1 protein-coding gene is annotated in these 1,029 nt (G+C 54.8%); it reads right to left on the reverse strand.

Features of this window, described 5'->3' with window-relative positions; genetic code table 11:
• Positions 1 to 101 precede the first annotated feature (101 nt).
• Positions 102 to 1,029, reverse strand: a 928-nt coding sequence (locus AWB78_RS42755; RefSeq protein ID WP_082883667.1) for a site-specific integrase, incomplete at its 5' end; no start/stop codon positions are given.

Genomic DNA, 1,029 nt, shown 5'->3' on the forward strand with positions numbered 1-1,029 from the left:
GGATCAGTATCCCAAGATTATTTTTATCTGGATAAGATACGATCGCCAACAACTTGTAGGCACTATATCCAGAGTTTTAGCCAACATAAATTTTCCCACGATCATAAAGACTGGAGGAACGCTAGTAGGTCAGCCTTCGGTTTCCAGGGTTTTGCGTTTGTCGGTTTAATGCCAGCCTTTTTCCAGAATGCCTGCATGGCGTCGCGCTTCATCTGCAGATTGACTGTGATGTAGCGACCAGTCGTTGCGACGCTGGCATGACCAAGGTAATCGCGAATCACCGTCACGTCAGTTCCAGATTGCAGCAAGGCGACAGCGCAACTATGTCTCAGCGTGTGCGGCGTGATGTGTTTTCGGAGCAATGCGGGATTGCTGTGAGCTGCCGCGCTTACATATTTGGTGAGAATGTAGGCAATGCCGTCGCGCGTCAGGGGTTGCCCGTGTCGATTGACGAAGACGCACTGGTCGCCGTTACTGCTCGACATACCAAGCAATCGATGTAACGCGTTGGCAGTCTCAGGCCACAGCGGCAGCAGACGCTCCTTTTTCCCCTTTCCTCGCAGGCGAACTTGTCTTGGCGCGACCAATTGCAGATCGCTCCATCGGAGGCCCGCAGCCTCGCTGACCCGGGCACCACAGTTGTAGAGGAACAGCAGCAGTGTATAGTCACGCCATCCGCCGCGAGTGCGTTGGTTCGGGATGCTGATGATCAGACGCGCATCTTCCGGCTCAAGGTAGGTTGCGGGTTGCTGGCGAGCCTTCTTGGCAGGAATCGCCAACACCCGTATGTACTGTTGTGAGTGGATCAGGTCATTGCGCAGAAGATGCTTGAAGAAGCTCCGGATCGCCGCACGTCGGCAGTTGCGGGTTGCCCTCGAATTAGACCGCGCGGCTTCGATGTAATCCAGGAAGCGCATTACGACGTCAGCGTCGAGGTCGGCAAGCTGCAAGGATGCCACATCGTGACTGTTCTGTTCGGAGACGAACTTGAACAGCAACGTTAGCGCATCCCGGTAGGCGCGAATGGTA

The organism is Caballeronia calidae (genome assembly GCF_900044055.2).
In the GTDB taxonomy this organism is placed as follows: Bacteria; Pseudomonadota; Gammaproteobacteria; order Burkholderiales; family Burkholderiaceae; genus Caballeronia; species Caballeronia calidae.